General features: G+C 63.6%; 16 protein-coding genes. 9 read left to right on the forward strand and 7 right to left on the reverse strand.

Annotated elements, in window-relative coordinates:
* Together NKJ88_RS07605 and eglC are read right to left on the reverse strand one after the other, a co-directional pair.
* Positions 1–1,761 carry a type I secretion system permease/ATPase gene (locus tag NKJ88_RS07605; protein ID WP_050485790.1) on the reverse strand — a complete coding sequence of 587 codons (1,761 nt, stop codon included), beginning with the start codon at positions 1,759–1,761 and terminating at the stop codon, positions 1–3.
* On the reverse strand, positions 1,762–3,186 hold the full coding sequence (eglC, locus tag NKJ88_RS07610; RefSeq protein WP_023817186.1) for an endo-1,3-1,4-beta-glycanase EglC: 1,425 nt from the start codon (positions 3,184–3,186) through the stop codon (positions 1,762–1,764).
* A 415-nt stretch (positions 3,187–3,601) separates the two neighbouring features.
* Here eglC and NKJ88_RS07615 point away from each other — a divergent pair, with 415 nt between their 5' ends.
* Positions 3,602–4,045 (forward strand): SRPBCC family protein, encoded by a 444-nt coding sequence (locus NKJ88_RS07615; protein WP_023683102.1) that lies wholly within the window; start codon positions 3,602–3,604, stop codon positions 4,043–4,045.
* A gap of 70 nt (positions 4,046–4,115) precedes the next feature.
* Here the strand turns inward: NKJ88_RS07615 and NKJ88_RS07620 are convergent, their stop codons facing one another.
* From NKJ88_RS07620 to NKJ88_RS07630, 3 genes are all read right to left on the reverse strand, one after another.
* Positions 4,116–5,081, reverse strand: a complete 966-nt coding sequence (locus NKJ88_RS07620) for a hypothetical protein (protein WP_023707579.1) — start codon at positions 5,079–5,081, stop codon at positions 4,116–4,118.
* Between the two features lie 128 nt (positions 5,082–5,209).
* On the reverse strand, positions 5,210–6,712 hold the full coding sequence (locus NKJ88_RS07625; protein WP_023691930.1) for a helicase HerA domain-containing protein: 1,503 nt from the start codon (positions 6,710–6,712) through the stop codon (positions 5,210–5,212).
* 136 nt (positions 6,713–6,848) lie between these two features.
* Complete coding sequence (locus NKJ88_RS07630) at positions 6,849–7,490, reverse strand: glutathione S-transferase family protein (protein ID WP_352443890.1); 642 nt, start codon at positions 7,488–7,490, stop codon at positions 6,849–6,851.
* Positions 7,491–7,636: 146 nt separating this feature from the next.
* Between NKJ88_RS07630 and NKJ88_RS07635 the strand changes: the two genes are divergently transcribed.
* Complete coding sequence (locus NKJ88_RS07635) at positions 7,637–7,867, forward strand: hypothetical protein (RefSeq protein WP_023669703.1); 231 nt, start codon at positions 7,637–7,639, stop codon at positions 7,865–7,867.
* Positions 7,868–7,999: 132 nt separating this feature from the next.
* On the opposite strand, the gene NKJ88_RS07640 is transcribed toward NKJ88_RS07635, so the two are convergent.
* On the reverse strand, positions 8,000–8,485 hold the full coding sequence (locus tag NKJ88_RS07640; protein WP_023669704.1) for a hypothetical protein: 486 nt from the start codon (positions 8,483–8,485) through the stop codon (positions 8,000–8,002).
* A gap of 175 nt (positions 8,486–8,660) precedes the next feature.
* Here NKJ88_RS07640 and NKJ88_RS07645 point away from each other — a divergent pair, with 175 nt between their 5' ends.
* Complete coding sequence (locus NKJ88_RS07645; protein ID WP_023707576.1) at positions 8,661–9,026, forward strand: RidA family protein; 366 nt, start codon at positions 8,661–8,663, stop codon at positions 9,024–9,026.
* A 104-nt stretch (positions 9,027–9,130) separates the two neighbouring features.
* Entirely contained in the window at positions 9,131–10,357 is a 1,227-nt protein-coding gene (locus tag NKJ88_RS07650; protein ID WP_023704185.1) for an amidohydrolase/deacetylase family metallohydrolase, read from the forward strand.
* Positions 10,358–10,512: 155 nt separating this feature from the next.
* Here NKJ88_RS07650 and NKJ88_RS07655 read toward each other — a convergent pair whose 3' ends face one another.
* Positions 10,513–12,303 carry a flavin-containing monooxygenase gene (locus tag NKJ88_RS07655; protein WP_023704186.1) on the reverse strand — a complete coding sequence of 597 codons (1,791 nt, stop codon included), beginning with the start codon at positions 12,301–12,303 and terminating at the stop codon, positions 10,513–10,515.
* A gap of 402 nt (positions 12,304–12,705) precedes the next feature.
* On the opposite strand from NKJ88_RS07655, the gene NKJ88_RS07660 reads away from it, so the two are divergent.
* Genes NKJ88_RS07660 through kdpC form a run of 5 tightly spaced genes read left to right on the forward strand, consistent with a single transcriptional unit; the run spans position 12,706 to position 17,422 of the window.
* Complete coding sequence (locus NKJ88_RS07660) at positions 12,706–12,795, forward strand: K(+)-transporting ATPase subunit F (protein ID WP_023669708.1); 90 nt, start codon at positions 12,706–12,708, stop codon at positions 12,793–12,795.
* A gap of 18 nt (positions 12,796–12,813) precedes the next feature.
* Positions 12,814–14,517, forward strand: a complete 1,704-nt coding sequence (gene kdpA / locus NKJ88_RS07665) for a potassium-transporting ATPase subunit KdpA (protein WP_352443891.1) — start codon at positions 12,814–12,816, stop codon at positions 14,515–14,517.
* A gap of 8 nt (positions 14,518–14,525) precedes the next feature.
* Entirely contained in the window at positions 14,526–14,753 is a 228-nt protein-coding gene (locus NKJ88_RS07670) for a hypothetical protein (protein WP_023710829.1), read from the forward strand.
* Complete coding sequence (gene kdpB, locus NKJ88_RS07675; RefSeq protein ID WP_352443892.1) at positions 14,750–16,843, forward strand: potassium-transporting ATPase subunit KdpB; 2,094 nt, start codon at positions 14,750–14,752, stop codon at positions 16,841–16,843. The genes NKJ88_RS07670 and kdpB overlap by 4 nt, the downstream gene beginning before the upstream one ends.
* A 12-nt stretch (positions 16,844–16,855) precedes the next feature.
* Entirely contained in the window at positions 16,856–17,422 is a 567-nt protein-coding gene (gene kdpC / locus NKJ88_RS07680) for a potassium-transporting ATPase subunit KdpC (protein ID WP_023735106.1), read from the forward strand.
* Positions 17,423–17,435: the final 13 nt, after the last annotated feature.

Genomic DNA, 17,435 nt, shown 5'->3' on the forward strand with positions numbered 1-17,435 from the left:
CTATGACCCGAAGCGGACGCTGTGCGGGCGCACGGTCGGCACGAACGAGCCTGTCACCACCGCGCTCCCGGCCTTGCCGGCCGCCGGTTGCCTCAGCACCTCGCTCGCAGGGCCGAAAGCTTCGACCATGCCGTTGCGCAGGACCATGACGCGGTCGCAGGCCGCGGCGATCGAAGGGCGATGCGTGATGACGACTGTCGTGACGCTTACACTTCGCGCGGCCGAAAGCATCCCTTCGAGCGCCGCCTCCCCACTGCCGTCGAGATGGGCGTTGGGCTCGTCCAGCACCAGCATGCGTGGCTTGCCGTAGAAGGCGCGCGCCAGCCCTATCCGCTGGCGCTCGCCGCCCGACAGCACGGTATGCGACGGGCCTATCATGGTCTGATAGCCGTCGCGCAGCGTGAGAATCAGCTCATGCGCCTCGGCGCGCCTGGCCGCTTCGACGATCGCGGCGTCATCGGCGTCGGGTTCGAAGCGGGCGACATTTTGCGCGATCGATCCCGGGAAAAGCTCCACCTCCTGCGCGAGATAGCCGATATGCCTGCCAAGCTGGGTTTCGTCCCAGCTCCTCAGGTCGGCGCCGTCGACCCTGACCGCGCCGCCGGTCGGCTGCAGCGCGCCCACAAGCAATTTCGCCAGCGTCGATTTGCCGGCCCCGCTCGGGCCGACGATCGCCACCGCTTCGCCGGCGCCGATGGCAAAATTCAACCGCTTGAGGATGGGCTCCGTGCCGAAAGCCGCAGTCGGCGCGATGAAGAACAGATCCTGCACCGAAATCGCGCCCAATGGATCGGGCAGTGCGAGCTTGCGCCCCTGTGCTGGTTGCGCCGCAAGGGCGGTGTCCAGCCGCTTCCAGCATCGCTTGGCGTCGACGATCTGCCGCCAGGATCCGATCAGCTGGTCGAGCGGCTGCAGCGCGCGCGACGACACCAGCGACGAAGCGAAGATCATGCCGGCGGTCATCTGCCCTTGTAGCACCAGCCACGCGCCGGCGCCGAGGATCGCCAGTTGCAGCATCATGCGCAGCGCCCGCGACGTCGCGCTGAAGATCGCATTGGCGCTTCCGGAACGGTCATGCAGGGTCAGCGCCTCAGCAACGTGTTGTCCCCAGACCGCGGCGGCATTTTGCACCATGCCCATGGCGCGCAGCGTGTCGGTGTTGCGGGCGAAGGCCTGCTCCGCCTGGCTGGCCACCGCCGAGCGTTCCGCCGACATGGCATCGTTCCTGCCGATGGCAAGCTGGTTGGCCACAACCAGGAGAAACAGCAGCACGGCGCCGGCGAGCGTCAGCCAGAACAGGACGGGATGGATGAAATAGAGCAAGGCCAGGAAGACGGGCGCAAACGGCAGGTCGAACAACACCGCCACGCCGCGCGACCTGATGAAGGCGCAAGTCGTGGCAAGGTCGTTCAGCGGCGACAGCCCGCTGCCGGCATGTCTGGCGCCAAGCGAGGCGGCGAATGTCCGCGCGCCCAGTTTCTGGTCGACGGTGGCCGCAACACGTTGCACGTAGATGGCGCGGACCGCGTCCAGCAGGCCGAGGAAGGCGAGCGCGAGGACCGCCATGGCCGAGAGATAAAGGAGCGTCTCGACGCTGGAGGACGGCAACACCCGGTCATAGACCTGCAGCAGATAGAGCGGGATCACCAGGAGCAGGATGTTGATCAGCAACGAAAAGATGCCGATATCGGCGATGCCGCGCAGGAAAACCGGGCGCAAGCCGATGGCCGCATCCCTGAGTGGCGCGCGGTCCCGTGACATCTAGACCGCGTGCTCGGCTGTCGTGCTCAGATGGCTCTGCTGCAAATCGTTCAGCGTATAGGCGTGGATATAGTCGATCTTCATTTGCGCGGGCGTCGCCAGATGGTCGGGCGGCGCGCCGGCTTGACCGCCGACCGCAAGGTCGACCAGCATATACATGGGCTTGTTCATATCGGACGGCGTCGCCGCTTCCGCGACCTGGACGCCATCATAGGTCCAGACCAGCTTGTCCGGCGTCCACAACAGGCCATAGGTGTGATAGCCGTCGGTGTTGGAGACATTCACCGTCGACCCGACCGTGGTGTGGGTTCCCGTCTCATTTGTGTGCGCGGTCATGAGAAGCGCATTCGGGTTCTGCCCATACATTTCGATCACGTCGAGTTCCGGGGGCCATGAACCGTCTTCGGGCAGAAGCCAGAAGGCCGGCCACGCGCCGGCGTTTTCCGGGAGATCGGCCCGCATTTCGAAATAGCCATAGGTCTGCGAGAAGGTGTCGTGCGTCGTCAGTATGCCGGAAGTGTATTCGTAATTGTTGATCAGCGGCTTGATGTCGTCGGGCGCATGCGCCGCGGTTATGGTGAGCACGCCGCTTGCGACGCTGAACGGATGGACCGAGCTGGTCGGCGCATAATTGGCGTCGATATACCATTGCAGCTCGCCGTTCTGGGGCTGCGAGCTGCCGTTCTGCGCCCCCCACCAGAAATTGGAATCCCAGATGCCGCTCTGGCCGTTCCACAGCCTCAGCGTGTTGAAATCGTCGTTGAAGGACAGCGTCATGCCGGTCTTGTCGATCGGCAGCTCGAACTGCCCGGGCTGAAACTTGTCGATCGTGGTGTTGTGAAACACCAGCACCTCGCTCGAGCCGAGGTTCAGCTGCACGTTCGATCCCACCTGGACCATATTGGCGTGGACGGCCTCGAACGAGGTGAAAGCATAGCCGTTGAGGCGCACCGTGTCGGTCGCGCCGAAATCGGAGATCAGGTCGCTGCCATTGCCCTTGGTGATGATGAAGGTGTCGGCGCCGGCGCCGCCGATCAGGACGTCATTGCCCTTGCCGCCGTCCAGCGTCTGGCTGCCAGCGCCGCCCGTTATGATGTTGTCCTGACCATTGCCGAAGGCATAGTGGCCGTCGCCGGTGACGACGAGGTTCTCGAAATTCGCGGGCAGCTTGTAGCTCATCCAGGTATCGATCGTGTCGACGCCCGCGCCGTAGTTCTCGACCGCTTTGTTGATCGTCGAATAGAGATGGTAATAGTCGTCGCCCGCCCCGCCATACATGGTGACCTTGACGTTGGTGTCGCCCCAGAAGGAATCGTTGCCCGAGGTGCCGTAGCGGTAAGGCGCGCCTCCAGTCGCCGAGAACCAATGGGTGGAAGCGCCGGTATACGGAAGTGGAATGCCTTTGGCGTTGAGGACTGTGGTCATTCCGACACTCCTTGCGCGTGCTGCCTTGGTCGTTCGACAACCTTCGAGCGACCATTTCGGATCAACTCTTAAATTGATCCGTCGTTCAAGGGAATCATTCTATAGTACACCAAGGAGATCGTCGCCCATCATTTAATAGATAATGCCGAAGGCGTTAAGCTGATCCTAATACAACTTTGTAGGAGAGACTTACAATTTTAATAAATTGTGAGATCCGGGCCGAAAAGTTAGGCAACCTGTCAATGATGCATGCAATTTGACGCGACACGACCGCCTGCCTGAGGCGGCGGTCGAAGTCGCGGGCGGATGGCCGCGGGCAAAGGGCTCAAGAAAATTTGACAGGCTATGTCGGACCGGGTGAGGTTCACCCGTCCTTGGGGCATCGAACAACGAAACCACAAAGGATACCGAAGAGATGCCAAGCACCGTACGTTTGCACCGCGTTCTGACGACCAGCCCGGAGAAGGTCTACCGCGCATTCACAGAAGCCGACGCGCTGGCGAAATGGCTTCCGCCGAACGGCTTCACTTGCACGGTACACAGCTTCGACGCGAAAGTCGGTGGCGCCTTCAAGATGTCGTTCCGAAACTTCACGACGGGCGGCAGCCATTCCTTCGGCGGCGAATATCTCGAACTCGTTCCCGGCGAGCGCCTGCGCTACACCGACAGGTTCGACGACCCCAATTTGCCCGGCCAGATCGAAGTGACCGTGCTCCTGAAGAAAGTGTCGGTCGGCACGGAACTCGACATCACGCAGGCCGGCATTCCGGACGTTATTCCGGCTGAAGCCTGCTATCTCGGCTGGCAGGAGTCGCTGCGCAATCTGGCAAAGCTCGTCGAACCCGAGATCAATCAGTAGAGCCCATCGGATCGGCGGCGCCGCCCAGCCAGTCCGCGCCGCCGACAATGCCGAGCCGAGGACTCATCCCTCACGGCCCGGTGCAGATCGGCAACGGTTGCGGCGGCGGTGGCGGGTTGTCCTTGGCGTATTGCGCGATGATCGGCTCAAGGCTCTTTCGCGGCCAGAATTTCGGCTTGCCGATCTCCTTCAGGCAGGACGCATTCCAATAGGCGCCCGATTTACCAACGGCGGTGATGTCGCGCGATTCCGGGTAGATATAGAGCGTCGTCGGATTGCCCTTCACCATCGAAATGATCTGGTCGGCGTCGGACGGCGACCAGCTGGTGCAGCCATTGCTGCGGCCGCCAGCATAATCCACCAGCTTGCCGTATGGCACGAAGCCGTCATGGTCGGCATAGGAGCTGTTCGGGTTTTTGCGCAGGCACATGCCGCGCAACAGCCGCGCCGCGTGGCCACCGATCACCCGCTGCCTGGCATTCGCCGTCTCTCCCTCACCGTCGAACTGGATGAAGGTGCGCAGCAGCGCCTGGTCCTTTTTTGCGCCGATGCGGTAAAAACCCTTGAATGAGGTCTTTGCCTCGCCGGTCATATAGGCGCCGCCGGTCGTCAAGGACGAGTCCAGGGCATTGCCGAAGTTTTTCGCGCAGCGTTTGCCGTTGGAGAAATCGACCACGCCCTTCAGATTGCGGCCGCCGCCATGGCCCGACGAGATCGCCCTGAACGACTGCTTGGCCTCGCAAATGACGTAGTAGCGCCGCCCTAGCACGCCATTGCCGAGATCGCCGGGGCGCGTCGCATCCATGGCGAAATAGCAGCCATTGTGGACCGGGCCTTGCGCGACCTTTTTCAGGTAAAGCGCGCGCGCCCGCTCCAGCACCACTTGCGAAATCTCGCCGTCGTCATTGCCGACATGGGCCTGCAGCCAAGCCGGTATATCGGAGGACGCGGCAAAAGACCGGGCAGACATCGTCAAGGCGATGCCGGCGATGGCGAGGAGGCCAAAGACAAAGACAGCCAGAGATTTCAACCGCACCGGACAACCCTCCCGCCCGAACCGTTCTGCGATTCTCGGAAACCCATCATAAATCGTCGCGCGCCGATCGGCGAAACACATCTTGTTCAGAACCGCGCAAGCAAGTCAGGTAGCTGCCTGTTCGCCTTTCAGAGCGCCAGGCTGCCCTGTTCCGCCTCCGCGGCATTGGGGTCGCCCGGCGCCGTCGCCCAGGCGAGCTCGACCAGCGTCACCGTGCGGCGGCCGGTGCCGTCGAGCTGGCAGACGATGAGGCCCTGCTCCTCGATATAGGTGAGCAGCCGCCGGGCGCGCCGCAGCGAATGCGAGCCGTAGGCGCGCGCGATCGCCGCGTCGCTCGGGCACGGCCAGCCCTCCTTGGCGGCGCGGGCGATCATCATGAACACGCCCTGCATGTCCTCGGGCAGCAGCGAGGCGCGCACGGAAACGTCCTGCCAGGCGTCATCGCCTGCCATGTCTGCGCCGAGCCCGGCGCGGGCACGCGTCAGCATGCGACGGAATTCTGAGAGGTCCGGCACCACCGAAGCGAGGCCTTCGATGCGGCAGCGGACGACGAACTCCTGATAAAGCACGCCGATGACGCGGAAACCCGCATCGGGCTGCGCCAGGATGGCGCGCAGGACACGGTCCACCCGCTCTCGCCGCTCGGCCATATCCTCGGCGCTTACCGCCGGTTCCGCAGGTTCCGGGCGGATCTCCATCGCCGCCGATTTGGCCGCCATCAGCTGGTCGAGCAGCTCCGGCGACGCCATCCGGCGCGGCGCGCGCATCGTCTCGGGCGGCGGCGCCGCCAGGATGATGGCGCGCGCGTCTTCAAGCGCTGTTTCCGGCATTGCCATCAGCCGCGGCGTACCGTTGCGCGGGCTGGTCTCGGTCTGGCCGATGCGCACGCCCAGCGGACGGCGCGACAGCGCTGGGCCCAACGCCATGAAGTGCCCGCGCTCCAGGTCTCGAAACGCCTCGGCCTGACGCCGTTCCATGCCCAGAAGGTCGGCGGCGCGCGCCATGTCGATATCGAGGAAGGTACGGCCCATGAGGAAATTGGACGCCTCCGCCGCGACATTCTTGGCGAGCTTTGCCAGCCGCTGCGTGGCGATGATGCCGGCAAGGCCGCGCTTGCGGCCGCGGCACATCAAATTGGTCATGGCGCCGAGCGAGAGCTTTCGCGCCTCGTCGGACACTTCGCCGGCCACGGCGGGCGCGAACAGCTGCGCTTCGTCGACCACCACCAGCATCGGATACCAATGCTCGCGGGCAACCTCGAACAACCCGCCGAGAAAGGCAGCGGCGCGCCGCATCTGGTTCTCGGCATCGAGCCCTTCGAGATTGAGCACCGTGGAGACGCGGTGGATGCGCGCCCGCTCGCCGGCTGCTTGCAGGCCACGCTCCGTATGCTCCTCGGCATCGATGACCAGATGGCCGTAATGGTCGCCCAGCGAGACGAAATCGCCTTCCGGGTCGATGATGGTCTGCTGCACCCAGGGCGCGCTCTGCTCCAGGAGCCGGCGCAAAAGGTGCGATTTGCCGGAGCCGGAATTGCCTTGCACCAGAAGCCGGGTCGCCAGCAGCTCCTCAAGGTCGAGCGCCGCCGGCGCACCCGCCGTCGTCTGTCCCATCTCGATGGCTACGGTCATGTCACGACTCTCCTTGCGGACAGGGCTTATCAACCCGGCCGCGAGCCGTCGAGCGCGCCATGGCAACTCGCCCGCTGTTCCACACCTATGCTGCCAAAGCGCCACACATCAGCCCATCTGCCCAAAGGGAAGCACATCAAGCGGAGTTGACCGGCGGCAGAAGCGGCGCGTCCAGCCCGTCGAAGGGATCGCGCCAGGCATCGATGGCTTCGAGCCGGCGATACCAACCCAGAACAGAGGGATAGTCCGCCAGCGGCAGGCCGGCTGCATCGTTGAACGGCAAAAACGTCGCCATACGGAGATCGGCATAGGAGAGCGACTTGCCCACAAGCCATGGCCGCTTGGCGAGCTCCGCCTCGAGAATCGCTGCCGCGATGCGGAACTCCGCCAGCCCCTCCTCGACCTTGCCCTGGTCGACGGGCCCAATCCCGTAGCGCTGCTTGGTTCCGCGCTCGAAATGCACGATGTCGCAGGCCCGGACGAAATTCTCCTTGCCCCAGCTCAGCCAGCGGATCATGTCGGGTTGGTCATCGCCGCCGCGCCAGAAATCCGAACCCGCTTCGCGCGACAGAAGGCAGGCTATGGCGTCTGCTTCCCACAGGCTGCCGCCCGGCCATGCCAATATCGGCAGGGTAAGATTGGGATTGAGCTGACGAAACCGCTCAGCCTGCCCGGGCGCCATGGGTGCCGCAAACTCACACTCGACCTTGGCCTGCAGATGACGTGCAGTTGCAACCGCGAGGCGCGGATTGGGATTGCGGCTGAAGTACAGTTTCATGTCCCGTCCTGGACGCTGTGGGCTCGATCCTATCAAACACGCAAACGTGCCCTCCAGGCAATCTGGTCGGACCACGATTCCGCTGGCACACGCCGTCGTTCGGCGTATTATTTCCTTCGGGAGAGGGTTCTTGGCAGGAGGAAGCCATGAACGTAGTGCCGAGCGTACCTGTCATCGACGTGACAACCCAGAACCTTGTTTCCTCTGCGCTTTCCAGATTCCGCGCCGGCGATACCGTCTCGACCAGGGCGGCGCTCGACGCCATCCGCCGCATGGATCCAACCTGTGTCGACAGCGACGACGATCTCGTCGAACTCGTCGTCATGGCGGCAATTGGTAAGACCATGGCGGTTGTGTTCGACCACCGCTCCCGCTAGCCCTGTTGGACGAACCTGTCCCGTTCAACTCGCTTGAGCTCGAGTGGGTTCGGTTGGCGAGCTTTTACAGCTGCAGCCCGGAAGCGGACGTCTTCGTGCGCGAAGGCCGGCAATAGCATAAGCGGGTAAACCTCAGATCCCCAAGGGATGTGGCATGTAGCCGACGAAGCCGCCGATCTTCCAGTGGCCCGCCACCTTCCTGCAAAAATACAGCGTCTGCCATTTCAGCTTGTCGACGCTGCCATCGGCCTTGGCCACCGAGCCGTTGAACTTCTTGTGCAGCACGGCGCGGTCGCCATCGACATCGATGTCGCGCATGTTGGTGACGCGAAACAGCGCCTCGCGCAGCGGCTCGGCGAATCTGGCCGCCGCCGTCTCCTTGGCCTGGCGCAGCCATTCGTCGCGATAGACGGCAAGGCTCGGGAATTGCAGACGCCAGGCGTCGGCATCGCTGAGGAAATGCGCATGCATGCCGAAGAAGCTGTCGGCGAGGAAATCATCCTCGACCATCGACCAGTCCTGACCGATAAAGGCGTCGATGTCGCGCCGCACCAACATTTCCCAGAGCGCGTGGCGATCGGCATCGCCCTCTGGAAACGGGTTCTTGTCGAAGGTCATTGAAATCTCCTGTCGGGAAAATGCGACGCGCAAGATGCTGGCGAGCCTGCGATAAAGCAACACGCGTTTGGAAAAATGCTGCTTTCCAAAAAGCCCCCTATGAGGATCACCGGGACAGGCGTAGAGCGGTCGTCGAAAACGGGGCGCGGCCCGCCATTCTGAACAGGAGTTTCCTTTGCCTAAAGAGTGTTTTGGAACATCCCACGTGCCGCTGTCGCCGGCCGTGCGCGCCGGGGATTTCGTCTACATCTCAGGCCAGGTGCCGGTCGACAGCGACCGCATCGTGGTCAAGGGCGGCATCACCGAGCAGACCGAGCAGGTGCTGCAGAATGTGAAGGCGGCACTCGCGCTGGCCGGTTGCACCATGGACGATGTCGTCAAGACCACGGTCTGGCTCGAGGACGCGCGCGACTTCGGCGCCTTCAATGCCGTCTACGCCAAGCACTTCCCGAAGAATCCGCCGGCCCGCACCACGGTCGAATCGCGGCTGATGATCGACATCAAGATCGAGGTCGAAGCCGTCGCCTACCGGCCGGTTTGACCAGCCGGGGCATGATCCCGAAAAGTGGAGACGGGGTTTTCTCGGACAAACGGAAACCGTTTTGTCCAGAGATCATGCCCCAAAACGAAGAGAGGCAGGCGCCGATGCAGTTCGATCTCCTGATCAAGGGCGGCCGCCTGATCGATCCGGCCTCGGGCCTGGACGCGCCGCGCGATGTCGCCGTTGCGGGCGGACGCATCGTGGCCATCGAGGCGGCGATCGATGCCGAGCACGCCACCAAGATAGTCGACGCTCGTGATTGCATCGTCACGCCCGGCCTCATCGATTTGCATAGCCATGTCTATTGGGGCGGCACCTCGCTGGGCGTCGACGCCGACCGGCTGGCGGCCAAGAGCGGCACCACGACCTTCATCGATGCCGGCAGCGCCGGCGCCGGCAATTTTCTGGGCTTTCGCCGCCATGTCATCGAGCGCTCGAAGGTGCGCATCCTGGCCTATGTCAACATCTCCTTTGCCGGCATATTCGGCTTCTCGCAAAGCGTCTCTGTCGGCGAATGCAGCGATCTCAGGCTCTGCGAGCCACGCGAGACGGTGGCCGCGGTGCGCGAGCACGCCGGTGTCGTCGTCGGCGTAAAAGTGCGCTCCGGCAAGCATGCCGGCGGCACCAGCGGCATCGCGCCGGTGGACCTCGCGCTGGAAGCCGCCGACCGGGCCGGCCTGCCGCTGATGGCGCATATAGACGAGCCGCCGCCCGGCCGTTCCGAGGTGCTGCCGCGCCTGCGCAAGGGTGACATCCTCACGCACTGTTTTCGCCCGTTCCCCAACGCGCCGGTCTTCGCCTCCGGCGCGGTGCGGCCGGACATGCGGCTGGCCCGCGAACGCGGCGTCATCTTCGACATCGGCCACGGCATGGGATCGTTCGACTTCGCCGTGGCGAAAGCGATGCTGGCCGAGGGCCTCGCGCCCGACGTCATCTCCAGCGACGTGCATCTCTATTGCGTCGACGGTCCGGCCTTCGACATACTGGTCTGCATGTCGAAGCTAATGGCGCTGGGCATGCCGCTGGTCGAGGTGCTGCGCGCCGCCACGCAAAGGCCAGCCGAGGCGATCGCCAGGCCGGAGCTTGGGACGCTGAAAGTTGGCGGTGTCGGCGATGTCGCGGTGCTGAGACTGCGCCCCGGGCGCTTTACCTTCGTCGATGCGGTCGGTGCGGCGCTGATCGCGGATCAGCGGCTGGTCTCAGAAGGCATTGTTATCGGCGGTGTCTGGTGGCCGAACGAAGCGCCCGACCACAACGAGACCGAGCGCTTCGCGCCGCATGCGGCACATACGCATGTCGAGGTCGCGGCACGGCATTTCGGGCGTGGATAATCTCCCTCCTTGAGGGGGAGATGGCCGGCAGGCCAGAGGGGGTCGGTTCGACCGGACGCGACCTTCCTTGCCGAGAATGAAGGTCAGCGCTCCACGCGTGGCGACCCCCTCTGTCGCCTTCGGCGACATCTCCCCCTCGAGGGGGGAGGAGATCGCTAGCGCCCTGCGTTACTCACCGCCCCAAACACCGGCGTCGCAATCCCTTCCATCCGCGCCTTGATCTGCAGCGCCACATATTTCGAGTAAAACCGCGACAGCGCCAGATTGCCGCCGTGGAACCACAGCGCGTCCTGCGCCGTCGGCTTCCACATGTTGCGCAGCTCGCCTTGCCAAGGACCGGGATCGCCCTTGACGCCGGAGCCGAGGCCCCAGCATGGCCCGACCTTGTCGGCGACCTCGCGCGAGACGATGGCCGCCACGGTCTCGTTCATCGACTGGTAGCCGGTACAGGCGACGATCGCATCGACGGCCAGCTCGCTGCGGTCGTCGAACAGGATGCCGGTCGGCGTCAATGAACTGATGCCGACGCCGCTCTTCACTTTGATCTCGCCATTGATGATCAGTTCGCAGGCGCCGACATCGATGTAGTAGCCGGAGCCGGTGCGGTAGGCCTTCATCAACAGCCCGGTCTCGTCCTCCCCGAAATCGATGGCGAAGCCGGCGGCGCGTAGCTGGTCGTAGAAGTCTGCGTCGCGTGCCTTGATCACCTCGTAAAGATCCCGCTGGCCCTTGGGTACAAGCGCGAACGGCGTGGACGCGACGATCAGGTCGGCCTTGTCGGTGCTGATGCCGCGCGCCAAAGCCTTTTCCGAGAAGATCTCGAAGCCGACTTCCATCAGAGTGTCGGATTTCACCACTGTCGTCGGCGACCGCTGGATCATGGTGACGTCTGCGCCGCTCTCCCAGAGGTCGACGCTGACATCGTGCCCCGAGCTTGCCGCGCCGATGACAGCGACACGTCTGCCGCGGAATTTCTCGCCGCTTGCATACTGGCTGGAATGCAGGAGTTCGCCCTTGAAGGTCTCGGCGCCGGGCAGCGCGATCTGGCGTGGCGGGCCATAGGCGCCGGTGGCAAAGACAATGTGCTTCGGCTTCAGCGTGATCTGCCGGCCGACGCGGTCGACCACCACAGTCCACACCTTCTCGGCCTCGTCATAGCTGGCGCTGAGGCATTTGGTGGCGACCCAGTAGTTGAGCTCCATCACCCTGGTGTACATCTCCAGCCAGTCGCCCATCTTGTCCTTGGGCGTGAACACCGGCCAGTTCTCCGGGAACGGAATGTAGGGCAGATGGTCGTACCAGACCGGATCGTGGAGCACGAGCGAGCGATAACGGTTGCGCCAGGAATCGCCGGGGCGCGCATTTTTCTCGATGATGATGGTGGGCACACCGAGCTGCCTCAGCCGCGCGCCGAGCATGATGCCGCCCTGCCCGCCGCCGATCACCAGGCAATAGGGCTGCTCGGTGGCGCCGAGGTCGCGCGTCTCGCGCGCCCGCGCCTCCGCCCAGGTTTCGCGCTTCGGATCGGCCTTGTGACGGATACCAAGCGGCCGCGCCGGTCCCTTTTGTTCCTCGAACCCCTTGAGCTCACGCACCGCCGTGAACAAGGTCCGGCAGCGGCCGTCCGTAAGGCGCACAATCCCTTCGCCCCGCGCGACCGCCGTTTCGAACGTGAACCAGGCCTCGACGGTGCCCTCATCCGAGGTCGCCTCGCCGGACAGCGTCCAGTGTGAGGGCTTCGTTTCCGCCAGCGTCGCTTGCAGCATGTCGCGGATCTCATCGCGGCCTTCCATCGTGGTGATGTTCCAGGTGAAAGCCAGCAGATCGCGCCAGTAGCAATCCTCGACGAACAGGTTGGCGGCCGCCTCGGCGTCATCAGCTTCCAGCGCCCGTGCAAGCGCGCAAAGCCATGTCGCCGCCTGTTTCGATGGTGCCATGTCGAGCATCTGTTTTTCCCTCGTTTTGCGTTCCCATTGTTTCGAAAGACGGAGCCGCCGCAAGAGGGGTCGCGATATCATGGCGTCGGTTTCTAGCGGCCCGGAACGGAGCCATCTCCCGGAAATCTTTATAGGAATTTTATATCTTTCCTCCCGGCCCCGTCTCGAACCTTTATGGCGATCGGGTCCATATTCCATCTCGAGCAAAACGCTGCGGACGCCGTGACCCCAGAGTTACGGCGGGCCGTTCTCATGGAATTTCTGGCTCGCCAGTCGCTGGCGCCAAATACAAGCAGAAGCAAGGACCAACACAAATGGACATCGTCGTCATCGGGATCGAGGTTTTGTTCTTCGGTCTTTCCCTCGCCTACATCAAAGCTTGCGACGCTCTTTAAGCGGAAGGATCGCACCATGCTTGTCGATTACATCCTCGGTGGCGGCGTGACCTTGTTCCTGCTCGTCTACCTGACATACGCCCTCGTTCGCCCAGAACGCTTCTGAAGCAAGGCACGGAAACCCATGACACTCAACGGATGGATACAGATCCTGGTTTATTGCGGGATCGTCGTTTTGCTGGTGAAGCCGCTCGGCGGCTACATGTACCGCGTCTTCAATGGCGATCGCACCTTTCTCTCGCCCATACTCGGGCCCGTTGAGCGCGGCCTCTACCGCATTTCGGGAACCAGCGAGCGCGAGGAGCAGCACTGGACGACCTACGCGGCAGGAATCATCTTCTTCAGCCTTGCCAGCTTCCTGGTGCTGTACTTTCTGCAACGCCTGCAGGGCGTCCTGCCTTACAATCCGGCCGGGATGGCATCGGTCGAACCCAATCTCGCCTTCAACACTGCCGTCAGCTTCGTCACCAACACCAACTGGCAGAATTACGGCGGCGAAAGCACGTTGTCCTACCTCGTGCAGATGGCCGGCCTGACTGTTCAGAACTTCATGTCCGCCGCCGTCGGCATTGCCATTGCGGTGGCGCTGATCCGCGGCTTCGCCCGCGCCTCGGCCAAATCGATCGGCAATTTCTGGGTCGATATGACCCGCTGCACGCTCTACATCCTGCTGCCGCTCAGCATCGTGCTCACCCTTGTCTATGTCTGGCTCGGCATGCCGCAGACGCTCGGGCCTTATGTCGACGCCACCACGCTGGAGGGCGCCAAGCAGACGCTCGCCCTTGGGCCGGTCGCCTCGCAGGTCGCCATCAAGATGCTCGGCACCAATGGCGGCGGCTTCTTCAACGCCAATGCCGCGCATCCTTTCGAAAACCCCGACGCCATCTCCAACATGATCCAGATGGTGACGATCTTCGCGCTGGGTGCTGCACTCACCAACGTCTTCGGCCGCATGGTCGGCAACCAGCGCCAGGGCTGGGCGATCCTGGCCACGATGGGTGTGCTGTTCATCGCTGGCGTCGTTATCTGCTACTGGGCGGAAGCCGCGGGCAATCCGCTGGTCCATGCGTTGGGCGTCGACGGCGCCAACATGGAAGGCAAGGAGAGCCGCTTCGGCATTGCCGCTTCGGCACTATTCGCCGTCATCACCACGGCTGCGAGCTGCGGTGCGGTGAACGCCATGCATGACTCGTTCACAGCACTTGGCGGCCTGATCCCGATGCTCAACATGCAGCTCGGCGAAGTCATCGTCGGCGGCGTCGGCGCCGGCTTCTACGGCATCGTCATGTTCATCGTCATCACCGTGTTCGTCGCCGGCCTGATGGTTGGCCGCACGCCCGAATATCTCGGCAAGAAGATCGAGGCCAAGGAGGTCAAGATGGCAATGCTCGCCATCCTCGCTCTGCCGTTGGTCATGCTGGTCTTCACGGCAATAGCGGTCGTGCTGCCAAGCGCCGTCGCCTCGATGGCCAATGGCGGTCCGCATGGCTTCTCCGAGGTTCTTTATGCCTACACTTCGGCGGCGGCCAACAACGGCTCGGCCTTTGGCGGCCTTTCCGGCAACACGCCCTGGTACAACGTCACGCTCGGCATCTCCATGTGGGTGGGTCGCTTCTTCGTCATCATTCCAGCGCTTGCCATTGCCGGCTCGCTAGCGACGAAGAAGACGGTTCCGGCTTCCGCCGGCACCTTCCCGACCGACGGCCCGCTGTTCGTCGGCCTGCTCGTCGGCGTCATCCTGATCGTCGTCGGCCTGACCTTCTTCCCGGCACTGGCGATCGGACCGATCGTCGAGCACCTGGCTGCCATCAACGGCCAGACATTCTGAGGCTTGTCATGTCCTGGTTCTACCCAAAACGCATGAAGGCCCGGCCGCGAGCCGGCCCACGAGCCGGCAATGAGGGGGAGGAAACGCCCCCTCCCTTCCCCGGCGTGTCCACCTTCCTCGGCATTGCGGCAGTCATGATCGTGATCTGGCTGCTGGCCTATGGTCCGCCGCCCCTCTTTTCGGCATCCGATCGGTCGGTGCCGGCCAACAGTTCAGATACTGGAGCCACCAAATGAGCCAGTCCAAATCCGCGAGCATCATGGATGCCCGCATCCTGTGGCCGGCCATCGGCGGCGCCTTCAGGAAACTCGACCCCCGCACGCTGGTCAGGAACCCGGTGATGTTCGTCGTCGCCATCGTCTCGCTTCTTACCACGGTCCTGTTCGTCAAGGATCTCGCCACCGGCGGCGGCGATTTCGGCTTTACGCTGCAGATCATCATCTGGCTGTGGTTCACCGTGCTGTTCGCCAACTTCGCCGAGGCCGTCGCCGAAGGCCGCGGCAAGGCGCAGGCCGATTCGCTGCGCAAGGCGCGCACCGAAACCCAGGCCAAGCTGCTTGCCGGCGAAGACCGCTCCAGGTTCAAGCTGGTGCCCGGCACCAGCCTGAAGGTTGGCGACATCGTGCTGGTCGAAGCCGGCGACATCATCCCGTCCGACGGTGAAGTGATCGAAGGCGTGGCCTCGGTCAACGAGGCGGCAATCACCGGCGAGTCCGCACCCGTCATTCGCGAATCCGGCGGCGACCGTTCGGCGGTCACCGGCGGCACGCAGGTTCTGTCCGACTGGATTCGCGTGCGCATATCAGCCGCCTCCGGCCACACCTTCCTCGACCGCATGATCTCGCTGGTCGAGGGTGCCTCGCGCCAGAAGACGCCCAACGAGATCGCGCTCAACATCCTGCTCCTCGGCATGACGCTGATCTTCGTGCTGGCCACCGCCACGATCCCGAGCTTTGCCTCCTATTCCGGCGGCTATATCCCGGTGACGGTGCTGGTCGCGCTGTTCGTCACCTTGATCCCGACCACCATCGGCGCCCTGCTGTCGGCCATCGGCATTGCCGGCATGGACCGCCTGGTGCGCTTCAACGTGCTGGCCATGTCCGGCCGTGCCGTCGAAGCGGCGGGCGACGTCGATACGCTTTTGCTCGATAAGACCGGCACCATCACGCTCGGCAACCGCCAGGCCACCGAATTCCGCCCGGTCAAGGGCGTCACCGAACAGGAACTGGCCGATGCCGCGCAGCTCGCCTCGCTCGCCGACGAGACGCCTGAGGGACGCTCGATCGTCGTGCTGGCCAAGGAGAAATACGCCATCCGCGCCCGTGACATGGCAACCTTGCATGCCAGCTTCGTGCCCTTCACCGCGCAGACCCGGATGAGCGGCGTCGACATCGATGGCTCGTCGGTGCGCAAGGGCGCCGTCGATTCGGTTCTCGCCTATGTCAGCCAGTCGACATCGGCCACTCACGGCACGCGCCCCGGCAGCGACACCGTCAAGGATCTCCAGGCGATCGCCGACGAGATCGCCAAGTCGGGCGGCACGCCGCTGGCCGTCGAGCGTGACGGCCGCCTGCTCGGCGTCGTCCACCTCAAGGACATCGTCAAGGGTGGTATCCGCGAGCGCTTTGCCGAACTGCGCAAAATGGGCATCCGCACCGTGATGATCACCGGCGACAATCCGATGACTGCGGCGGCGATCGCAGCCGAAGCCGGCGTCGACGATTTCCTCGCCCAGGCCACGCCCGAGGACAAGCTGAAGCTGATCCGCGACGAACAGGCCAAGGGCAAGCTGGTCGCCATGTGCGGTGACGGCACCAACGACGCGCCGGCCTTGGCGCAGGCCGACGTCGGCGTCGCCATGAACACCGGCACGGTTGCCGCCCGCGAGGCCGGCAACATGATCGACCTCGATAGTGACCCGACCAAGCTGATCGAGATCGTCGAGATCGGCAAGGCGCTGCTGATGACGCGCGGCTCGCTGACGACCTTCTCGATCGCCAACGACGTCGCCAAATACTTCGCCATCATCCCGGCCATGTTTGCCGTCTTCTACGTTGCGCCGGGACATACAATCGGCCCCCTGCAAGCGCTCAACATCATGCACTTGGCGACGCCGCAGAGCGCCATCCTGTCGGCCATCATCTTCAACGCGCTGATCATCATCGCTCTGATCCCGCTGTCGCTGAAAGGCGTCAAATACCGCGCCATCGGCGCCGGCGCGCTGCTCAGCCGCAACCTGCTGGTCTACGGCCTCGGCGGCATCATCGTTCCCTTCGCCGGCATCAAGGCGATCGACATGATCGTCACCGGCCTCGGCCTCGCTTAAGGAAATACGTCCATGCTCACTCAGATAAGACCCGCTGTTATCATGATCGTCTTTTTCACCGTTTTGACCGGCCTGATCTATCCCCTGGGCATGACCGGCATCGCCCAGGCGCTGTTTCCGCACCAGGCCAATGGCAGCTTGATCGAGAAAAACGGCACGGTCATCGGCTCCGAACTGATCGGCCAGGGCTTTGCCGACGACAAGTATTTCCATGGCCGCCCCTCGGCTGCCGGCGACGGATACAACGCCGCAGCGTCCAGCGGCTCCAATCTCGGTCCAACCAACCCCAAGCTGATCGACCGCATCAAGGGCGATGTTGCAAAGCTGAAGGCGGAGAACCCGAACCGGCCGGTGCCGATGGATCTGGTGACGACGTCCGGCAGCGGCCTCGATCCCGCCATCAGCCCGGACGCCGCCTATTTCCAGGTCGCTCGGGTGGCTAAGGCCAGGGGCTTCGACGAAGCCAAGGTCAAGGCGCTTGTCGACAGCCATGTCGAAGGCCGCGAACTCGGCTTCCTCGGCGAGCCGGTCGTCAATGTGCTGGCGCTCAACCTGGCACTGGACGATACCAAGCAGTGAGAGACAATCTCTG

Origin of the sequence: Mesorhizobium sp. M0016, from assembly GCF_040324035.1 — a bacterium.
In the GTDB taxonomy this organism is placed as follows: domain Bacteria; phylum Pseudomonadota; class Alphaproteobacteria; order Rhizobiales; family Rhizobiaceae; genus Mesorhizobium.